Source organism: Sporosarcina sp. SAFN-015 (assembly GCF_051966875.1).
In the GTDB taxonomy this organism is placed as follows: domain Bacteria; phylum Bacillota; class Bacilli; order Bacillales_A; family Planococcaceae; genus Sporosarcina.
This window is the reverse complement of the sequence record NZ_JBQCKP010000005.1, coordinates 151,415-168,810: the sequence shown is the minus strand read 5'-3', so window position 1 is coordinate 168,810 and position 17,396 is coordinate 151,415. Positions and strand designations below refer to the sequence as shown.

Sequence of the window (17,396 nt, the reverse complement as noted above, 5' to 3'; positions counted from 1 at the left end):
ACAGGCATTCCTGACATCCCTTTAAAGGTGTAACAACCTTTTATAACGGGGACGTTACGGATTCGACAGGGGTGGTCTGGGCTTGAGCTGCGCGTCGGAGGGATCGTCTCCGTCAGAAACGACAGTTAATAATAACTGGCAAAACAAACAACAACTTAGCATTCGCAGCGTAAGCTGATGAATCTGCCTAGCAGTTCCATCGCCCATGTGGCATTGTTAGGCTCACCTATTAGTGGGATACGGTAACGGTCGCCTCCTGAGGCCGTTGCAAGAGATTATCAGGATAGCGCTCAAGACGCCTTGATTGACGGCATAATGCAGTGCGAATCGCAAGTAGTCAATCTACACGCGTAGACGCTGAAGTAGCAGAGCCTTTGGACGCGGGTTCGACTCCCGCCGTCTCCATACTAAGCCCGTAAGCCTTGATGCTACGGGCTTTAATTTTAAGTATAACTTTGCCGCACTGGCAAGGATATACTTAAATTTATTTTTGGCAAGAAATATACTAAATTGGTTATTATCAAGTGAAGGAACATGAAATATCAAGAAGTTATGGTAGTAAAAATTGTTTTTCTATGACTAAAATTGAATCTGTGACGTAAAGCTAAGTTTTCCAAATGGAAAGCTTATGCTTTATTTTTTTATGGAAATCTTATGGTTGTTTTAAGGAATACTATGGCGTTATTTTTTATCCTTGATAAACACGTTATTCAACAAACGGGTCAGGTTGTTGAATAACAATTTTAAAGAAAAGTTGGTATTGTGAATACAAGTGTTATAAACAGGAGTAAAATTAGCTCGTAAATAAGAAAACTATCAAAGCCAAATCTCAACAATTGAGAACGGAGGACCCAATCTTTTGGGGTTAATTCTGCATTGCAGATAGGATGATATATATACTCTTTCGCCATCCTAACCCGTCGGCTAATGCGAAGGAGGTCATAAAATAGACCGCCTTATTCAAGTATTCTTTTTGTCGTTTACTGTAAAATTTAAATCGGTCTTTTCACGTTCATAAAACTTTATTAATTATTTTAGAATAAGAAATAACCTCGACGGTAAAACATACCTAAGCTTGGAACAAGTGTATGGGTAAATATACTTTTAACTTAATTTTAGGAGAGAGTTATGAAAAAATTCAAAGAGAGCCTTAATCCATCGAAAGTACTTGTTATGGTTTTTTTCCATTTTAATCCTAATAGGAGCTTTTTTATTGACTCTCCTGATAGCGACAGAGGATGGTAAAGGACTTCCATTCCTAGATGCGTTATTTACAGCTACTTCTGCTATATTTTGTTTACGTTATAAGTTATTCAATAGAAAAATTAAAGGTTTTGCCTTTTTGAATTTGCATCCGTCAAAGGATCAATATTAATATTGTATTTTATTTTAATGTCCATCTTCTCAAACATTTCAATCCATTTTTTTTCTTCCATTGGTTTTGAGAATGGTCTTTTTGTTTGTATGCCAAGCTGTAATGGATCCACTTTCAATTCTTGGATCTTTTTAATTAGTTCATGTGTTTGTTTTTCAAGGTGGGTTTCGATATCTTTTTTCATATTTTCTAACTCCTTTGGGTCAAATAATTGCTTCTCTCCCCGGTATTCCTCAATCCTAGTGTCTATATTCACGGTATAGGTCATTGTAGAATAGCTGCTATCGATATCTACTATTATTTTAGATCTAACATGACCCAGTACAATTTCAAATTTTTGAATCGGTAAAACAGCTAAGTAGTGATCGTTGTTTATCAGCTGGAAGATACGATCATCTAAAGATGAAATAGTTTCAACTAGCTTGTCATCTTTAAACAAGGCTGTACCTTCATAGTTGACCCCATCCTCTTCTATTTTGAATACAGGCAAGAAAGGATCTGAATAAGGAGTATAGAGCAAATTTTTAAATTGATGAAGATTAACGACAGTTAATTCTCCTTGGTTTTTTTCCTCATAATGCTTCAGCATTCGGTAAAACGAGTAATCAAAGTTTTCATCTTTGTCCAATTGACTTTCCAAGTATTCATCAAAATTTCCTTTTACGATAACTAAATAGATTCTCGGAGAAATATCCGGATCAGTCAATAATACATTTATAATGGACATAATCCCGTCTTTTCCAAGTTCATCACTAATTACCAGCATCCGCATTTGTCCGGATTTAATTTCCTGGTAGAAGTTTAAGTTGTACTTCTGTACTCCCTCCTTTAATAAGCTGACTTCTTGTGACATAACAAACTTATTTTCTTTACTTAGAGGAGGCATAATTGTACTGACTTTTAATTTCCCTTTATCCCCCTTACTAATTGACAAAAAGGTAACGGGAGAAATCTCTTCAATAAGGTTATTTTCGGTAAAAGGGGCACAGCCAGATAACCAAAATGTCATAAAAAGGATTATCAATCTTTTACATATCTTTTTATATAGACACATGTTTTTTAACCCCCTGTTCTTTTTTCATTACTAAAACAATAACAAGTGGAACAAGAAAATAGCTTATGCTTCCAGCTATAATTTGAAGATTAAGTAAAAAGTTCTCCTTCTCCCAGGGTTTCCAAAACAATTCATTCAAAAGAACCATTCCGATAAAAATAAGGATTACACTGAATAATAAACCTTTTCCACTGGACGGCTTGCTCATTTTACCAAAAGCTATTTTAGATGCTCCATAAAACAATAGTAGAAATAGAGAAACCGCAAAAACTAAGTTAAATAATTCAAAGGAAAGCATGATCATATCAATTCGTTCAAACACTGGGTTTTGAAAATAACGGGTCATATTAATAATTGGATATTGACTTTTACTTAAATAATTGGAACCGAAAAAAAGTAGGGATGCTATAAATAGGAATACATACTCTACAACGGTGAGAGCGTTGCCGTAAGATAAATAGCGAAAGGTTTTATTGTTTGTTTTAAGCCATGGTCCCATAAATACCAGAAATTCTGGGCCAGAATAGGAAGACAAAATTAAAAAAAAAGCTTTCCAATTTTCTACTTTCCACTCCATTGGAATAAGTGGATACAAATCACTGAGTTGAGCTATTGGAGGAAAGAAGAAAAAAATGAAAAATGTGATCATCCAAAATGTACAGAAAAAAGAAATCAACACAAAACGAATGGTATGTTCAATGCCCTTACCTGCGACATAAAAACAGAACAACAAAATAAAAAAGACAAGAAAATTTGTATCTGTTGATGGAAGTATAAATGTTTGAACAATTTCGCTGAATCCTAAGGTTATGACGGAAAGTTTAAGTAGAATAAAGAACAACCCGATGAAAGAGAGAAATCGCACCAATTTTTTCCCGAACAATTGGACAAATCCATTATATCCATTGCTAGATAACCGGGTTAAAAGCCACTTCGATAAAAGAAGAAGGTTTAGTTGGGATAATATCCCGACAGCTATAAGCACCCAAATCATATATGGATTGATCAAGATGTTTGGCATAATCAGAAAAAAGTATAGCATTTGGAGGCGATTTACCAACAACATGGCATAGAGCCCATTATAAGTTTCATTTTTTTTAAATAATTGGTGGGTTTCCATCAAGTCATCTCCTAGTTTTATATCTCTTCAGTTTTAGAGGTTTAAGATGCTCTGGACGCTCCAACATTTTGTCTAATGGCCCTCGTATGAATAAGTCAATCCAATCCTTTCCAAAGAAAGGGGAAACTGGTGAAAAATAGGGTTGCTTGATTGAAGACAAGCTATTAAGATGGGCTAAAATAGCAATGCTTCCTAGTGCAATCCCAATTATCCCAAGTAAAGAAGAAAAAACTAGAAGCATCAATTGAATTAATGAATTTGCTTTTGTCATAAGGTAGTTGGGAATAAGAAAGGAAGCTATCGTGGAGATCCCAACCATGACAATTAATACTTTGCTAGCGAATCCAGCCTCAACAGCTGCTTGACCAATCACAATACCACCAATAACCCCAAGTGTTTGACCTGTTTTTGTAGGCATTCTTAAACTTGCTTCTTTTATGATTTCAATAAAAATTAACATGATAAATGCTTCCCAAAAAGGAGTAAAAGGAAGCTTGCTCCTTGAGTCGACCAAGACCAGAAGTGTTTGCATAGGAATCATTTGATAGTGATGAGTTGTCAATGCCACATAGAAAGGAATCAATGTGATTGACAGAATGAAACTGATATATCGGAGGATTCGCAAAAAACTGGAAACTACCCATCGATTAATATAGTCCTCGGGTGATTGGAACAAATGGAAAAAAGTAATGGGTGCAACAAGAGCAAATGGGGTATTGTCTACCAGAAGGGTGATCTTTCCTAATCCCAGAGAATAAGCAACTACATCAGGCCGGTCAGTTTGCTGAAACTGAGGAAAAATACTGTTTTGATGTTCCTCCATGAATACCGCAACTTGAGAGGAGTCAAAGAAGAGATCAAAATTAATTTCAGAAATCTTCTCTTTGACTGTTGAAACAAAATCTGGATTAGTCAGCCCCTCTATGTACATTAAAACAACACTTGTCTCACTCATAGAACCGACAGTAAACTTCTCTGCTTTCAGTTCATGTATGGGGAGTCGTCTTCGAATAAGCGTAATATTTTGTTCTACTTGTTCACTAAAGCTGTCTTTTGCTCCGAACAGGATGGTTTCTGTTTCAGATGTTTCAATGGCACGTCCAATAGGATTTTGTAATGGCACAGCTAACCAAAGGTTTTGCGAAGAATCAAATAACAAAATGGACCCTGAAAACAACTGTTTTTTTGCCTCTATAAAAATAGGAATGTGAATAATTGAGGAATTCACAATGCAATCTTGAATAGACGGTTTGGAACAATTAGTTAAAGGATTTATAATGCTTTCATTTAATTTTTCTGTGTCAATGAGAGTTCGTATGTAAACAAGATGAATTTTTCGAATATCGGAAATGTCAATTTCCACAAATTCTGCATCATCCATTTGAACGAGGCTTTTTTTCAGAGCTTCTATCGATAATTCTGATTCAGCTATTGATTGAGCAGCAAGCTTACTTTCAATTTGTTTTTTTTTCCAAAACATGTACATCCCAGCCCTCTAGTCTTACTTAAATATTCATACACATTATTAGCAAATTAATATTAAAATATACATAACACGTAGAGGAGCATAACGACCCAAGAATTGTTAACCATACATATGCCAAAAATAAAATAATTATCTAAAACGATACCAAAAGTTAAAGGTAAACCCAATTCAATCAATCTAATACTTATAATTTGAGTGGATATAAAAATCAAATACGTTGAAAGGGTTGATATTACTGTACTGGCAAAAATATCGCTAAGTAAACGGCGAAGAAATAATTAAAATCACAAGTAGAAGTACAAATCCTCTTCATGGAGGATTTGTACTTCTTTTTTTGTCCATCTGTTCTTTGAAGGAAGTGTTATTTGTAATATGGGCTGTTTAGCAGTTAGGGAATTAAGAGTCCTGTACTGCACAGAACCCTCGGATACTCCTATTGGAGTTCCCGAGGGTTCAGAATTTTACTATGGCGTTATGAAAATCTGCGTAACTTATTGTTGCATTTTACCTGCAGTATAACCGCCATCCACTGCAAGTGTTACACCGCTAATTGATTTTGCAAGATCTGAGCATAGGAATACGACAGCATTTGCTTGATCTTCAGCGGTAGACATTCTTCCAGCTGGAAGTGATTTGAGTACGCCTTCGTATTGTTCTGGAGATGTTTTTGCCCAAGATTCAATTGCAGGTGTAATCGTTGCACCAGGTGCAATCGAATTAATGGTAATGCCTTTTTGACCATATTCCAATGCAACTGATTTCGTTAAACCAGCAATTGCATGTTTAGATGCTGTATAAGGGGCCATGTTTGGTGATCCTTCAATACCAGCACCTGAAGCCGTATTGACAATTGCACCGCCGCCAGTTTTCAACATTGCATTGACTTGGTGCTTGATGCAGTAAAAAGTACCATACAGATTTACTTTTAGTGTAATATCCCAGTCTTTAGAATCCATTTCTCCAATTGGTTTAAGACCTTTGTTGATACCTGCATTGTTATGTGCAAAGTCAAGCTTGCCAAATGTTTCAACTGTTTTATTGACAAGTGCGATTACTTGCTCTTCATCACTTACGTCACATTTGAAAAATGCTGCTTCGCCGCCGTTATCTTTGATGATTTGTACAGTTTCTTGTCCTGCTTGTTCGCTTACGTCAGAAATCATTACCTTTGCGCCTGCTTTTGCCAATGCAACTGCAGCTGCTCTACCGATTCCAGACCCTGATGCTGTGACTAATCCTGCTTTACCTTCCATAATTCCTACCATGAAAAACACTCCTTTTTTTTGAAATACAATATGAAAAATTTATCTTATTAATAAGCTAAACTAAATAACCCATTGATATGTGTTAAATAACGAACGTTACTCGCTTCCTTCATTAAAGAAGCAGGTAAACCTTTAAGTGCTATATTGTTAGCTCCGATTGAAGCCACACCGTCTTTACGACCAAGGCTTGCCAATGTACCGGAGTTTGTTGGATCAAATGCTTCTAACGTTTTTCCTTGTAAATACGCATATAGGTTATATCCTACAAGTTCACCCATTTGCCAAGCATTTTGTGCAGTAGGAGCATATGGACGACCACCTTCAGAAGGGAAGGCAACCGCACTGTCACCTACAACGAATACATCTGGATGTGAGCTTGATTGAAGAAACTCATTAACCGTAGCACGACCGCGATCTACTGCAAGTTCTGATTCACCAACCAATGGATTACCCGCTACTCCGCCCGTCCAGACAAATGTATTTGCTACAATTGTACGGCCATCTTTCAACGAGATTTCATTACCACTCACATTTGTTACAGGTAGTCCCATTAAGAATTCTACCCCACGTGCTTCTAGGCTTGCGGTTGCGCGCTCTATTAAATGATCTGGTAATACTGGCAATACTTTTGGACCGGCTTCAACAAGTTTGATTTTCAATTCTTTTGGATCGACACCAAAACCTTTTGCAATTTTGGGCATATGGTCAATAATTTCCCCGACTAATTCGATACCGGTTAAGCCGCCACCACCGATTACAATGGTAGCGTCAGCTTCATTTTTAGATTTTGCGTATTCACTAATTTTACCTACGATATGATTGTAGATTTTAGTAGCATCATTTACTGATTTTAACACCATGCTATTTTCTTCAAGCCCTGGTATACCAAAGTAAGCTGTTACACTGCCTAATGCGACCACAAGTGCATCATATTTTACAATTGAACCATCAGAAACCTTTACCTCTTTATTGTCGACTGAGAAAGACTCGACCTTTGCTATTTTTAGGTCGATATCTTTTCCTTTGAAAAGCTTTTCTAAAGGTATCGAAACGGCCTCTTCAGAGATTGTCCCACCTGCAAGTCGATGCAATTCAGTAATAATCTGGTGTGTTGGATATTGATTGATAACAGTAATTGTAGCGTCATCACTTGATAAATAGTTGCGGACAGTTAGAGCAGTTAGAAGACCACCATATCCTGCGCCTAAAATTACAATGCGTTTTGACATTTTGTTATCCCCTTTCTTATCGTCTTGGAGTAGAAGAATTATCTTCTGTTCTCACGTTCAGCTGCTACTTGCAAATATGAATTCACAAAACGGAAAAGCTTTTGTGCCTGTGGATCTTTCATCATTTTCAGAAGACCAAAAAGACCAATCACTTCGTTGCTATCCTCGGCACGGTCTTTGGCTTCGATCATTGTAGCTGCAATATTTTTTACAGAGTCTTTTACCGGTTCGCCTATTTCTTTTATGAAACCAAATGTATCATTTACTAATACATCATCGGTTGCAACAGATTGAGCAAAATCATAGGACTTATTCAAAATGGTGAGAAGCTCGGTTAGTTTCGGCAATTGCTCTACTAAAGCTGTTAATGACTCTTGTACTTCAGGTTTTAATAGTTGATCAAGAACATCTAGTTTTTCTTGATTTGAAGGTACATTCACGAGTTCTTCAGCAGGATTTGTTGCATTATTCTGTGCTGTCATTTGCTATTCCCCTTTACTTTATTATTAAAATTAAACTGATCCTTACATCAGCAATAAATCAAATTACTGTTGAAATATAACGGAAGAAAACCTCTACTAAGTTTTCCATTGAACAATATACGCCCATCTTCAAGTAAAATCAAACATATTATTTGATGTCTAACTATTAAGCATGTAAAACAACCAAAAGTATATGCATTCTTCAATTTCTAATGGATTATGCGCCTCTTTAATTTACTAGCTGAAAGAGGCTGCTTTTATGGAGAAAGGGAGGTATGGACGTTATTTTTCATAAAATGGACAATAAGTAAAAAAAAATATTTGTCATGCAAGTATTTGAGATTGTAATTTGCACTCAAATTTTATAGAATAACAAACATAGTTCAATTAGAGTACTTTAATTAAACTATAATTCGTAAAAATTGAGATGTAGAGAGGAAATAGTAAATGAAATTTAGAGAGTTTTTAAAAGGTAAAGGTGCGACCTCCGCAATATTTATGGGGGTTTTATATGCAGTTTGTATGTTAGGGATCTTTTTGCCAGGTTACACGGCAATTCCAGGAAATATCGATCAACTACCAATTGCTATTATTAATGATGACGAAGGAGAATTTGGGGGGCAAGTTGCAGAGAGCCTAGAAGAACAACTCCCATTCGAGAAAATAACAACAGATATTTCGAATAAAGTAGCTTTAGAAGACTTAGAAGATAACGAATTAGCTTTAGTTATTCATATTCCAAAAACGTTTTCAGCTGATTTGAAAAATAGTGATGTATCATCAAGCATTGAGTTCACTCTCAATGAAGCTGGAGCAACAGTTGTAGCCTCTTCCATGAATCAAGTTGTTTCTCAAATTAATGCGCAATTAAGTGCACAATTCTCACAGCAAACAGCAGAAGGCATCTTAATGAACTTTAACGTGCCTGAAGAGCAAGCAAAAGAAATAGCGAAGACAATTGAAAACAGCTATGTAGGGAATATTGTTACAATCAATGACATTCCAGATGGTATGCATAATAATATGCTACCCATGTTCTTAACGATGGCCTTGTATGTAGGGGCAATGATTGCAGCAATGCAATTAGTGGGAGCGTTTAAAGCGAATCGCGGGAAAGCTACGAAAACACGTTTATTCATCTACGTGCAATTAACAGCTATCCTCGTTGGATTAATTGCTGGTTTAGTATCCACAATAATCGTGATGGGGATTAATGATTTAAGCGGGGATTTATTCCTGCAGATTTTGGGGCAACAAATCCTTAATTATTGGGTAAGCTTTAACTTCACGGCAACTGTCATCTTCTTGTTTGGAGAAGCAGGAATGGTTCTAAATATCCCAATCTTATTAGTTCAGACACTTGCAAATGGAGCAGTCATTCCACGTGATATGATGTATGCGCCTTATAATTGGGCAAGTCACATTTCACCGATGTATTACTCGGTACAAGCTTATTTTGCGAATCTTTTTGGTAGCACAAGTGTAAGCCCTTATCTGTTAGGATTAGCTATAGTTGGACTAGTCGCGATGGCACTTAACATTGTTATCGTTTGGATCTTACACAAGCCAATGCCAATAGAGAAGTCAATAGAATCTGCAAATGTTTAAAATCTGCTGAAGTAAATGATTGGTTTTGATAGAATAGAACTAATGATTACCGAAGGAGCTGAAATAATGGCGATTCAAATTTTCATTCTGACTAAGCTTATGGAAGAAAATAATTACCCTTATAAATTGAAAAAACAAATCGCAGAATTACAGCCTCTAGAGACGATCAATGGTTTGACTGAAAGCAAGTTGTATTACCATTTTGAATCATTAGCAAAGCAAGGCTTCATTGAGGTAAAAGAAATCATTAAAGAAGAGCATCGACCAGATAAACAAGTATTTGCAATTACTGAAAAAGGTCAGGAAGTCTTACCGAAAAAGATTTATAAACTCTTTGAAAATGCAAATTCAATCGGGGATATGGTGATTGGTTTAGCCAATTTGAAATATGTGGATCGTGATAAAGTCGTCGGTATATTAGAGAAAAAGGTAAACGGCATAAAAACGAATTGGGACAAGATGTCCAAATTCGAGGGACGACATTTTATTGAGCCCGGACAAGAAATATTAGCTGACTTTATTGGCGATTATGCGAACTATAGAATAAATTCCTCCATACAGTACTTTGAAAGATTAATTAAACATATTCAAAAAGAGGAAATATAGGAAGTATGGGGCGTCTCCATAGACTTTATTCAACAAATAAAGGTTAGAGGTATACTTCACTATAGAATGTACATTATATTTGTTGAATAGTATCTCGTGAAGCCGAGATAAGAAAAGTAGGTGAACATAATGGGGAAATATCAATTGGATAACAAAGGTAAATCAGCCGTGACTAAATATCATGAAAAAAACAAGCCTGCTCAATTTGATAAAAAGCAGCAACTGGAAAAAATACGTGCGGAGTATTTGAAGAAAAAGCAAAAACAAACAGATAAATAATATGAATGAAAACATAGGAAGACTAAGATCTCCCTATGTTTTTTCTTTTTCCAAGTTCTCTTGTTTAAATTTAATTAAATCATAGAAGCTAGGCTGTTTTTTGGATTGGGCATTAAAAAGAAATAGAAGAGGGACCTTCTATTTCTTATAGGGAATATTCAACAATTCAGGAACAGTGACAAACTCGTACCCTTGCTCTTGCAGTGCCGGAATTATTTGGCGAAGCGATTTGATGGTATTCGTTCGATCTCCACTCGATTCTGCGCCATCGTGCATGAGAATGATTGAGCCTGGTTGAATGTTGTCTACTACTTTGGAAGTAATAACTTCCGGCGGGTCTTCTTGCCAATCCAAGGAATCCACCGACCATCCAATTACGTAATTGTTCATTTTACCAAGCTTTTCGACGAGTTCATTGTATAAGAAGCCATATGGTGGCCTAAATAATTTTGTCCGGTAACCAATAATGCCGTTAAGGGCATCTTCCGTTCTAGCCACCTCCCGCTTAAGAGTTTGGAGGTCGGACTCTTTGACAAGGTTCGGATGGGAATACGTATGGTTTCCGATTACATGTCCCTCGTTTTGCATTCGCTTGACAATATCAGGATTAGCAACGGCTTTTGAACCTAACACGAAGAATGTTGCTGGTACATTGTACTGTTTCAATACATCTAATACATCATTTGAAAAGCGTGGGTCAGGACTATCATCAAAAGTTAAAGTAACTCGTTTTTAATCGGTAGGATCTTGTAAGAAAAATATAGCCGGATACCGCTGCTGTAAAATTCGTAGGTCAACAGGCTGCTGAATTTTCCGACCAGAATTATCAGTTCCTCCGTCAGGGTCAGGCAAATCTTCTTCCTGGTCATCTTGTATGACTGCTTTCGACTTTTCCTACGCTATATATACCAAGGGCTCGTCATTCGCATAAACAGATGCATACAAAATAAAAACCCCGTCACCAACAACCACTTCAATATTCGAAGTTGCATCCCTTCATCTCCTTTTTTTATTCCATAACAGAGACTATTTATTGTCATCATTGTTATGATCAACTGAAATGGGTTATTTATTCAGAGAGAAATGAACGTGCCTCTAATTTGAAATGGCAGTTAATAAACAAACAACAACCTAGCATTAGCAACGTAAGCTGATGAATCTGCCTAGCAGTTCCATCGCTCATGAAACGTGTGCGCGAATCGCAAATCGTCAATCTTCACGCGTAGACGTTGAAGTACACAGAGCCTTGAAGCGAGGATTCTCCATAATTTATGGAAAACAGTAAAGATAAGAAGCATAAATTCTCTTATTGGGGATTTGTGCTTCTTTTTTGTGCAGACATTTGAGACTGTTCGAGAATCACTGATAAGAAAAAGCCATCCCCTCCACATGCCGGAGAGAATGACTTTCCTTAAAACAACTCATTATAGTTTTGCCCAACGTTCCTCTAACCAGTTCATAAATTGTTCACCCTTGTCACCTTCATACGCATCAAAGACATCTAAACGCATACGTTTTAGCTTATCCGCAAAGTCTGCCACTGTATGGTCCTTCGGCAAGCTCTTTCTCACCCGTAGGAAAATTTTGTCCGTGTCTTTAATAATATCAAAACGTGCAGGTGACGGCTTCTCTACGTCTTCACCAAACGCCACAAGTGCTTCATAGGCTGCTAATTGCACCTTGTTGACAGTATCATACTTCATACGATTTTTTAATAAATCAATGACTTTATCATGTTGATAAGCCGATAGTATTTCGACTGCGTCTAATCGATCTCGCCAGCTAGACGTATAATTGGCCTGTTTTTTTAACGTTTCATATTGCTCAGGTAATGCTGTTTCAAACTGTTTCAAGTAAAAGCACCTCTTTTTTAAACTAGAGGAAAAATGAATTCTTCTCTGCCTCATTTATTATACGTTGTCTAGGTGAAAATAGCGATGAATGGCTTGTAAGGCGATTCATAAATTAGCGAGTGCCTGGTACTTGAATTTTTGAATTTCGAATGGTTTCAGAAAGTTGCACCGTGAAATACCACTCTTTTTGGGGACGTTAAGGATTCGACAGGGGGCTGGGCTAGAGCTTCGCGTCTGAGGGCTCGACTCCCTCAGAAACGGCAGTTAATATAACTTTTAAAACAAACAACAACCTAGCATTCGCAGCGTAAGCTGTTGATCTGCCTAGCAGTTCCATCGCCCATGTAGCATTGTTAGGCTCACCTATTAGTGTGGGATACGGTAACGGTCGCCTCCTGAGGCCGTTGCAAGTGATTATCAGGATAGCGCTCAAGACGCCTTGATTGACGGCATAATGCAGTGCGAATCGCAAGTAGTCAATCTACACGCGTAGACGCTGAAGTAGCAGAGCCTTTGGACGTGGGTTCGACTCCCACCGTCTCCATAAGATAAGAATAATAGATTAAATTCATTGATATTCAAGTTTTTTTCTTTTGGAGTATGCCAATATCCTTTATTAGTTTTTAAATGTTTTTAACTGAATATGTAATATTATTTTGCGTTAACTCAATTTTATTTCTTATTGGAATTTATTTGTTATGATTCTATAGACATATGAGTTTCCAAAATGTACTATTAATGAAAAGTGATTGACAGTTTAATTAGTTTATTGTTTTATTCTATGCTATGAAAATTGTTATCACTTAGATAAATAGATTGGAGGAAAACTAGAATGATTAGTATTGAAAAGCTTGTAATAAAAAACTATAGAAAATTACAAGATGAGGTAATTACTCTAGACAATCATTTAACAGCAGTAGTAGGTTCTAATAACTCTGGTAAAACATCTTTAGTAGAATTATTATCTAATACTTTTAGAGAGCGAAAAGATTATATAAATATAGATGACTTGAATAGTAAAACACGTTTAGAGAATGATGAAAAAATAGAAGGAATTATTAATGATAATAATTTGAGTATTGATGATAAGAAAGATAAGTTACACAAGATACATAAAGAACTAAAAAAAATTAAAATAGGTGTAGCAACTAAATATGATGATGAAAGTGATGATCTTGAATATTTTTCAAGATATTTATCAGATATAGATATTAATAAAAAAAATTTTTATTTTCTAATTGAATATGAATATACCCCTGCTAAAGAAAAGGACATATTAGATATATTGAATGGTGAAAGAGACTTTAGAGAAATATTTTCAGAATTGCAATCAAACATTTATTACTGTAACGAGGATTTTAAAAATAAAATCAGTATTCCTGATAAATCGAATTTCTATGATCTATTTAATTACCATTGTGTGTACGCGATTAGAAGACTTGCTGATACTTCAGATGATAAGCAAAATTTTTTAAGTAAACATTTGCTGAAAACTGTACAGAACAATAGTGTTTGGAAAGAAAGTTTAAAAGTTCTGATAAATAGCATAAATACATTATTGAATCAACAAAAGTTATCGAATGAGATTGATGCGATAACACTAAAACATATCAAGAAAACTCTCCATAGTTTTTCAAAAACAAATGGAGGAAATACTGGAAATCTAGGAATAGACTTTAGACTGGAAAATAAGGATATAGAAAAGGTCCTCCTTGATTTTATACATATTTACTTTGAACAAGATGAAGGTTTAAAAGTAAAGGAACAAAAACAAGGCCTTGGCTATAGTAATCTGATCTATTTATTATTAGAAGCACAAATTTTTAGTGAAAAAATTGATCCTAGAAAAGTGAATTTACTAATTTTTGAAGAGCCTGAGGCACACCTTCACCCCCAGATGGAAAATATTTTCATTAGATATATTAATATCATTGCGAACGGCTCTGAAATAAAAGTTGAAGAAGTCGAAGGCGATGTAGAAGAAGGAGAAGTTCAAAAAGCAGCAGCAACAACAGAAATAATAGGAGGAGTGGAAGTATCTGAAGAAGAGTCAAAAGCAAAGTCAAAAGCAGAAGTAGCTACTGCGGCTGCGGAATCTTTAAGCACTTCTACAGCAATTGTTTTAGTAGAAGATATTGTTGCAAATGAAGAGAAAAGTGTACCTTTCCAAATGTTAATCACAAGTCATTCGAGTGAGATGACAAAAACAATTGGATTAAATAATATCCGTGTATTTAGATCTAAAGGGCATACAGAATCAAAAGTGTACGACTTAAATCATTTTATAAATATCCCAACAATAAATAAAGAGTTTTATCAAAAGTTCTTTCAGTTCAATATGGTTGAAATGGTTTTTGCAGATAAATTAATTTTATTTGAAGGAGATGCAGAAAGATTATTATTTAAGTATTTAATTTCAAATATTAAAGATTTTGAAGACTTATCAACTCAGTATATTTCATATATTCAAGTTGGTGGTGCATATGCCTATCAATACTTAGACTTAATACAGTATTTAGAGATTAAAACTTTAATTTTCACAGATATTGACTATGAATACTCAAAAGAAGACATTAATTTGGAAACGGACGTTCTTACTAAGGATATAATTAACCGTTCCACAACTAATGACACTATCAAGAAATTTACGGGAGAATCCATTATCGCTAATATCTTTAAAAAAAATACCGAAAAAAGTGGTATGTTCTTAGAGGACACTAGCGTTTGTTTGAAATTTCAAACAGACCTTGATGGGTATGCACGCACCTTAGAAGATGCAATATTAAACAAGCTCTTGAATTTCAAAACCGTTTTTGACAAGATCTCCAAAGCTGATTTTCAATTATTAATTGATAATAATAAGCTATTATTACCTAATACTAGTAAAAGTGAAACATCATTAAGAGATAGAATTGATAAATTAAAAAACAAAACGGATTTCATGTATTCATTAATTGAAACTGAAAGTATTGAGGAAGCAATCCCTAATTATATCGAGGAGGGATTAAATTGGTTGAAGGATTAAATATAAATAAACAATTCACTCTTGTTAATGCTCCTGCTGGTAGTGGAAAAACAACTGCTCTTTCTAAAACAGTAAACAAACTTCTTCAAACGCCTCAAAAAAGAATACTATGTATAACTTATACTAATAGAGCAGCCAATCAGTTAATAGAAAAAATTGACAACGACAAAGTTGAAGTAAGTACTATTCATTCATTTATCAGTAAGTTCATGAGACCCTTTTTTAAAATCGAACCAGTTATCGAGTATTTTGTAGAGTTTTATGAAAATGATATTAGAAGTCTATTAGGAAGTGATGATGAGAGAGATAGAATTAAATTACAGAGATTTAAAGATAAATTTAATTTAGAGGAGGATTGTGAGGTAACACTACAAACTATTAAAGAAAATATCTCTGAATTAGAATATGGGGAGACACAATTCACATCAGTTCTATATGGTAGACTGTCTCATGATGATTTATTAATATTTGCAAATAAAGTATGTCATGAGTTCCCGAAACTCAGTAAAGTAATCTCACAGAGATATTCGTACATTTTTATAGACGAATATCAGGATACACAATCAGAAGTCTTGGAGCTGTTTTATCATTCGTGTATAGGTAGTGAGACAAAATTGATACTTCTAGGTGATGAAATGCAACAAATCTATAATGAAAGAGTCGAAGGATTTCAATCAATAATAGAAGACAATTTTGTTAGAAATTACTCATTAAAGTTTAATTGGCGCTCCCAAGGGAATATTGTAAAGCTATTAAATAATCTATACTTTGATTCTTCGTATCAACAAATCCCTAAAATTATGGATGAAGAGAAACCAAAGCTGTATATAGTAGATGATTTAGGTACAGAAATAAGTGAGGGTAATTTACAGTTAGTTTTATATAATAGTGATTTGTTTAAAGCAATAGGCGCCTATAATTTGTATGTTGCATATAATGAGAGGTATAAATTATTCGATAAACACAACACGAAAGAGATATTATTAGATATGTCCATGGATAATCCAGATGATTTAATTGTTCTTTTAATATTTATAACAAATATTAGTGATCTCTTTGATAATAAACAATACAATCGAATAATTGGCGAAATTAGAAATTACAAGTTTTCAAATAAGGAAATATGGAAGATTAAGAACCATAAAGATAAAATAAAAATAGCTCAGTATCTAAATCAATTGAGTAATGAATTAAAAAAGGATTTAACAATCGAAGAATTGTTGAATTTTTTGCGCGGAAATGAAATTATATACAAATCACATATCGATATGATTATTAGTCAGATAGATGAAAATGAAGAATTTAAAAATAAAATTAACTCAGTGAAGTTTGAAGAATTTATTCACTGTTATATAGAATCTAAAAGTCCGGAATTCTCAACCCAACACGCAGTTAAAGGTGAGGGTTATGATAATGTTGCTTTAAAGATCTCGGATGGTAATAATCCAAATGTAAAAATGTATTTCTTTTTGGATTTAATTTCAAGAGATTTATTTGATTATCTTGAATTAACTTCTATGCAGAAAGAAATTAATGAAAATATTAATGCACTTAGTGAAACTACAATGAAAAGAATATCTGAGATAAAAGCAGCCGATTATAAAAATTCTGAGAAACAATGCGAGGTGTGTTACTTAAATATTAAAAAAGTTCTTGTTAATAACGAAGAATTATTTAATGCTTTTTTTGTTGATATATTCTCGAAATACGAGGAGAAACCAAACCTTTCAAATTTTTTGAAATGTATTAGATTAGTAAGAAGAATAGAAGGGGCATTATTAGCTTATAAGTTATTTTATGTTGGCTGTTCTCGTGCCAAAAGAAAATTGAGTGTATATGTTGAGAAAAGTAATATTCATAGCTTTGAACAAGAGTTCATTTCAAAAATGGTGAATTTGAATTTTGAAGTTGTAACTTAGAATAGCCAGGCACGCAAACAAATCCGAATTCATTCCAAAAAAGTGTGACTTTAAGTAAATCTTTGTCTCTAAGACAAAGATTTACTTAATTTTAT

12 protein-coding genes, 2 other RNA genes, 2 pseudogenes and 1 riboswitch are annotated in these 17,396 nt (G+C 34.6%); of the genes and pseudogenes, 8 read left to right on the top strand and 8 right to left on the bottom strand.

Features of this window, described 5'->3' with window-relative positions:
- Positions 1-47: 47 nt before the first annotated feature.
- Positions 48-408: a transfer-messenger RNA gene (gene ssrA / locus ACTHPA_RS10950) on the top strand.
- Between the two features lie 404 nt (positions 409-812).
- A riboswitch (cyclic di-AMP (ydaO/yuaA leader) is annotated at positions 813-952 on the top strand.
- A 176-nt stretch (positions 953-1,128) separates the two neighbouring features.
- A pseudogene (locus ACTHPA_RS10945) lies at positions 1,129-1,288 on the top strand (Trk family potassium uptake protein); the annotation flags it as partial.
- A 37-nt stretch (positions 1,289-1,325) separates the two neighbouring features.
- Here ACTHPA_RS10945 and ACTHPA_RS10940 read toward each other — a convergent pair.
- From ACTHPA_RS10940 to ACTHPA_RS10915, 6 genes are all read right to left on the bottom strand, one after another.
- Positions 1,326-2,429 carry a Ger(x)C family spore germination protein gene (locus tag ACTHPA_RS10940; protein ID WP_440500286.1) on the bottom strand — a complete coding sequence of 368 codons (1,104 nt, stop codon included), beginning with the start codon at positions 2,427-2,429 and terminating at the stop codon, positions 1,326-1,328.
- On the bottom strand, positions 2,416-3,549 hold the full coding sequence (locus ACTHPA_RS10935) for a GerAB/ArcD/ProY family transporter (protein WP_440500284.1): 1,134 nt from the start codon (positions 3,547-3,549) through the stop codon (positions 2,416-2,418). The genes ACTHPA_RS10940 and ACTHPA_RS10935 overlap by 14 nt, the downstream gene beginning before the upstream one ends.
- Before the next feature lie 4 nt (positions 3,550-3,553).
- Positions 3,554-5,029 carry a spore germination protein gene (locus tag ACTHPA_RS10930; RefSeq protein WP_440500282.1) on the bottom strand — a complete coding sequence of 492 codons (1,476 nt, stop codon included), beginning with the start codon at positions 5,027-5,029 and terminating at the stop codon, positions 3,554-3,556.
- A gap of 497 nt (positions 5,030-5,526) precedes the next feature.
- Positions 5,527-6,300, bottom strand: a complete 774-nt coding sequence (locus ACTHPA_RS10925) for an SDR family NAD(P)-dependent oxidoreductase (protein ID WP_440500281.1) — start codon at positions 6,298-6,300, stop codon at positions 5,527-5,529.
- A 47-nt stretch (positions 6,301-6,347) separates the two neighbouring features.
- Positions 6,348-7,529 (bottom strand): NAD(P)/FAD-dependent oxidoreductase, encoded by a 1,182-nt coding sequence (locus ACTHPA_RS10920; RefSeq protein WP_440500278.1) that lies wholly within the window; start codon positions 7,527-7,529, stop codon positions 6,348-6,350.
- Positions 7,530-7,567: 38 nt separating this feature from the next.
- A complete protein-coding gene (locus ACTHPA_RS10915; protein ID WP_440500277.1) occupies positions 7,568-8,011 on the bottom strand; it encodes a DUF1641 domain-containing protein in 444 nt (147 codons plus the stop codon).
- A 447-nt stretch (positions 8,012-8,458) separates the two neighbouring features.
- On the opposite strand from ACTHPA_RS10915, the gene ACTHPA_RS10910 reads away from it, so the two are divergent.
- The 3 genes from ACTHPA_RS10910 to ACTHPA_RS10900 all read left to right on the top strand — a co-directional run bounded on the left by ACTHPA_RS10910 (position 8,459) and on the right by ACTHPA_RS10900 (position 10,504).
- Entirely contained in the window at positions 8,459-9,619 is a 1,161-nt protein-coding gene (locus tag ACTHPA_RS10910) for a YhgE/Pip domain-containing protein (RefSeq protein ID WP_440500276.1), read from the top strand.
- 66 nt (positions 9,620-9,685) lie between these two features.
- Positions 9,686-10,225 (top strand): PadR family transcriptional regulator, encoded by a 540-nt coding sequence (locus ACTHPA_RS10905; protein WP_440500274.1) that lies wholly within the window; start codon positions 9,686-9,688, stop codon positions 10,223-10,225.
- A 129-nt stretch (positions 10,226-10,354) separates the two neighbouring features.
- A complete protein-coding gene (locus tag ACTHPA_RS10900; protein ID WP_440500272.1) occupies positions 10,355-10,504 on the top strand; it encodes a hypothetical protein in 150 nt (49 codons plus the stop codon).
- Positions 10,505-10,642: 138 nt separating this feature from the next.
- On the opposite strand, the pseudogene ACTHPA_RS10895 reads toward ACTHPA_RS10900, so the two are convergent.
- Positions 10,643-11,176 (bottom strand): annotated as a pseudogene (locus tag ACTHPA_RS10895) (polysaccharide deacetylase family protein); the annotation flags it as partial.
- Positions 11,177-11,928: 752 nt separating this feature from the next.
- Complete coding sequence (locus ACTHPA_RS10890; RefSeq protein ID WP_440500271.1) at positions 11,929-12,357, bottom strand: HEAT repeat domain-containing protein; 429 nt, start codon at positions 12,355-12,357, stop codon at positions 11,929-11,931.
- Positions 12,358-12,546: 189 nt separating this feature from the next.
- Between ACTHPA_RS10890 and ssrA (ACTHPA_RS10885) the strand changes: the two genes are divergently transcribed.
- From ssrA (ACTHPA_RS10885) to ACTHPA_RS10875, 3 genes are all read left to right on the top strand, one after another.
- Positions 12,547-12,904: a transfer-messenger RNA gene (gene ssrA, locus ACTHPA_RS10885) on the top strand.
- A 285-nt stretch (positions 12,905-13,189) separates the two neighbouring features.
- Positions 13,190-15,382 (top strand): ATP-dependent nuclease, encoded by a 2,193-nt coding sequence (locus ACTHPA_RS10880; protein ID WP_440500270.1) that lies wholly within the window; start codon positions 13,190-13,192, stop codon positions 15,380-15,382.
- Complete coding sequence (locus tag ACTHPA_RS10875; protein ID WP_440500269.1) at positions 15,367-17,301, top strand: UvrD-helicase domain-containing protein; 1,935 nt, start codon at positions 15,367-15,369, stop codon at positions 17,299-17,301. Before ACTHPA_RS10880 ends, ACTHPA_RS10875 begins: the two co-directional genes overlap by 16 nt.
- Positions 17,302-17,396: the final 95 nt, after the last annotated feature.